The organism is Streptomyces sp. NRRL S-495, from assembly GCF_000966955.1.
Taxonomy (GTDB): domain Bacteria; phylum Actinomycetota; class Actinomycetes; order Streptomycetales; family Streptomycetaceae; genus Kitasatospora; species Kitasatospora purpeofusca.
This window is the reverse complement of record NZ_JZWY01000467.1, coordinates 1-2,536: the sequence shown is the minus strand read 5'-3', so window position 1 is coordinate 2,536 and position 2,536 is coordinate 1. Positions and strand designations below refer to the sequence as shown.

Here is a 2,536-nt window from a genome sequence, read left to right as displayed (position 1 = left end):
GCAGCACCGGCTGCTGTTGCTGGCCGTACCGCTCCAGCGCCCGCAGGTAGAGCTCCCGCTTGCTGCCGAAGGTGGCGTAGATGCTGGCCCGGGCGATCCCGAGGTGCTCGACCAGCTCGGCCATCGAGGTGGCCTCGTAGCCGCGCCGCCAGAACAGCTCCAGGGCCGACTGGAGCGCCGCGTCGGGGTCGAATTCCTTGGTCCGTGCCATAGCTGAAAGGTAGTCGATTCCAGATCGATCGGTCAAGAAAGAGAGAAGGGAAGAAGGAGAGAACGGAAGAAGGGAAGGCGGCCGGCCCGCCCCCGGGAGGGACGGGCCGACCCCGGGCCTCAGCCCTCGGCGAGGTGGCGCTCCACGGTGGCGACCTTGCTGGTCAGTCCGTCGGTCACCCCGGCGCGGTCGTCGATCTTGATGACGGTGCTGACCCGGCTGCTGTAGGCCTTCACCGCCTCGATCGCCTCCCGGATCACCGGCATCACCTCGTCCCACTCCCCCTCGATGCTGGTGAACATCGCGTCCGTGCGGTTCGGCAGCCCGCTCGCGCGGACCACCCGGACGGCGGCGGCCACCGCCTCCCCCACGTCCTCGCCGACCCCCAGCGGGGTGACCGAAAAAGCAGCGATCACGGCTCCGTCTCCTCCCACGATTCCCGGACGACCCCGAGGCCCGGACGACCCCGAGCCCCGAACAGCCCCGAGGCCCGGGTCGGGCCCCGGCCACCGCCGGGCGGCCAGCCTAACGAGCCGCTCAGACCACGGTCGGCAGCGGCGGGTCGACCGCCAGCGGGGCGGTACTGCGGGCGCGGTGCTGGGCCGCCCAGGTGGTGAGCGCCACGGTGCAGGCGTGGTCCAGGTGGCGCAGCCCGGACCAGTCGAGCTCGACCGGGCGGTCCGCGGGGAGGCGTTCGAGGGTGTCGAGCAGCCGGGGCAGCCGCAGGAAGGTGGCATTGCCGCTCAGCCGGACCCGCAGCGGGGCGACCCGCAGCGGGGCCTCCTCCGCGCCGGGCGCGGCGGGCCGCTCCTCGACGCCGATCTGCAGGTGGGAGGTCTGCCAGGCCGACTTGGCGACGGCCAGGCCGATGCCGATCAGCACGCCCTCGAACAGGTCGGTGGCGATGATCGAGACGGCGGTCGCGGCCAGCACCGCCGCCTCCCCCCGGTGTTCGCGGCAGAGCGCGGCGATCCGCCGGACCGGGACGAGCTTGGCGCCCGCGTGCACCAGGACGGCGGCCAGCGCGGTCAGCGGGACCAGGCCGAGCGCGCCCGGCAGCAGGGCCGTGAAGAGCAGCAGCCAGCCGCCATGGAGGACGCGCGAGGCCTTGGTGCGGGCGCCGGCCTGGACGTTGGTCGCGCTGCGGACGATCACCGCCGTCATCGGGAGCGCGCCGAGCAGGCCGCAGAGGGCGTTGCCGATGCCCTGGGCGGTGAGTTCGCGGTCGTAGTCGGTGCGCGGGCCGTGGTGCATCCGGTCGACGGCGGCCGCGCTGAACAGCGTCTCGGCGGAGGCGATCAGGGTGAAGGCGAGGACGGTGCCGACGCCGGCCGTGGTGGCCAGCGCGCCGAGCGCGGCACGGTCGGGCAGTTGGACGACGTCGAGCAGCCCGGCCACCTCGACCCGGGCCACCGGCAGGTCGAACAGGGCGGTGACGGCGGCGGCCAGGCCGACCGCGGCCAGCGGGCCGGGCACGGCCCGGGCGAGCCGGGGCGGCAGGTACTTCCAGGCGACCAGCACCAGCAGGGTGGCGACCCCGAGTGCCAGGGCGCCGCGGTCGGCGGCCCCGGTGACGGCGTCGCGCAGCAGTGCGGGCAGGCCCGCGATCTTCTCCGGTCCGGTGCCGGGGGCCCGGCGGTCGGCGAGCGCGTAGAGCTGGCCGAGCAGCAGGGTGAGGCCGATGCCGGCCAGCATGCCGTGCACCACGGACGCCGACATGGCGCGGAACCAGCGGCCCAACCGCAGGGCTCCCATGGCGAGTTGGAGCAGGCCGGTGAGCAGCACCAGGACGCCGAGGGCGCCCGCGCCGTACTCCTGGACGGCTTCGTGGACGAGCACGGTCAGACCGGCGGCCGGGCCGCTGACCTGGAGGCTGCTGCCGGGCAGCGCGCCGACCAGCAGGCCGCCGACGATGCCGGTGACCAGGCCGAGTTCGGCGGGCACCCCCGAGGCGACGGCGACGCCGACGCAGAGCGGGAGGGCGACCAGGAAGACGACCAGGGAGGCGGGGAGGTCGTACCGCCAGGGCACGGCGCGCAGCACGGCCACCGGGCCGCGCCGGGAACGGGAGCCAAGGCGGGGACGGGGACGGGAGCCAAGGCGGGGACGGGAGTGCGGGGCGGCGGGCGGGCTCTTCCGCCGTCGGGGCAGACCGTTCACCGGCGCACCGCCCGAAGGAGAGCAGGCGGAGCGGGGACGGCGGCGGGACAGGTGGGCAGGGCACATCGTCGAGGCATGGGGAGCTTCCTTCCGCGCACCCGGCGGGGCGGCGCGTCGCGGGCGACGCATCGGCAGCGGGTGCGTTGCTGCGGTGTGCTGCTGGTG

General features: G+C 75.1%; 3 protein-coding genes. All 3 read right to left on the bottom strand.

From position 1 onward, the window contains the following. Positions 1 to 211: helix-turn-helix domain-containing protein (locus VR45_RS23780; RefSeq protein ID WP_045941861.1), on the bottom strand; the 211-nt coding region annotated here is incomplete at its 3' end. 119 nt (positions 212 to 330) lie between these two features. After that, positions 331 to 627, bottom strand: a complete 297-nt coding sequence (locus VR45_RS23775) for an MTH1187 family thiamine-binding protein (RefSeq protein WP_043474479.1) — start codon at positions 625 to 627, stop codon at positions 331 to 333. A 121-nt stretch (positions 628 to 748) separates the two neighbouring features. Continuing rightward, positions 749 to 2,260 carry a SulP family inorganic anion transporter gene (locus tag VR45_RS23770; RefSeq protein ID WP_045941860.1) on the bottom strand — a complete coding sequence of 504 codons (1,512 nt, stop codon included), beginning with the start codon at positions 2,258 to 2,260 and terminating at the stop codon, positions 749 to 751. Positions 2,261 to 2,536 lie beyond the last annotated feature (276 nt).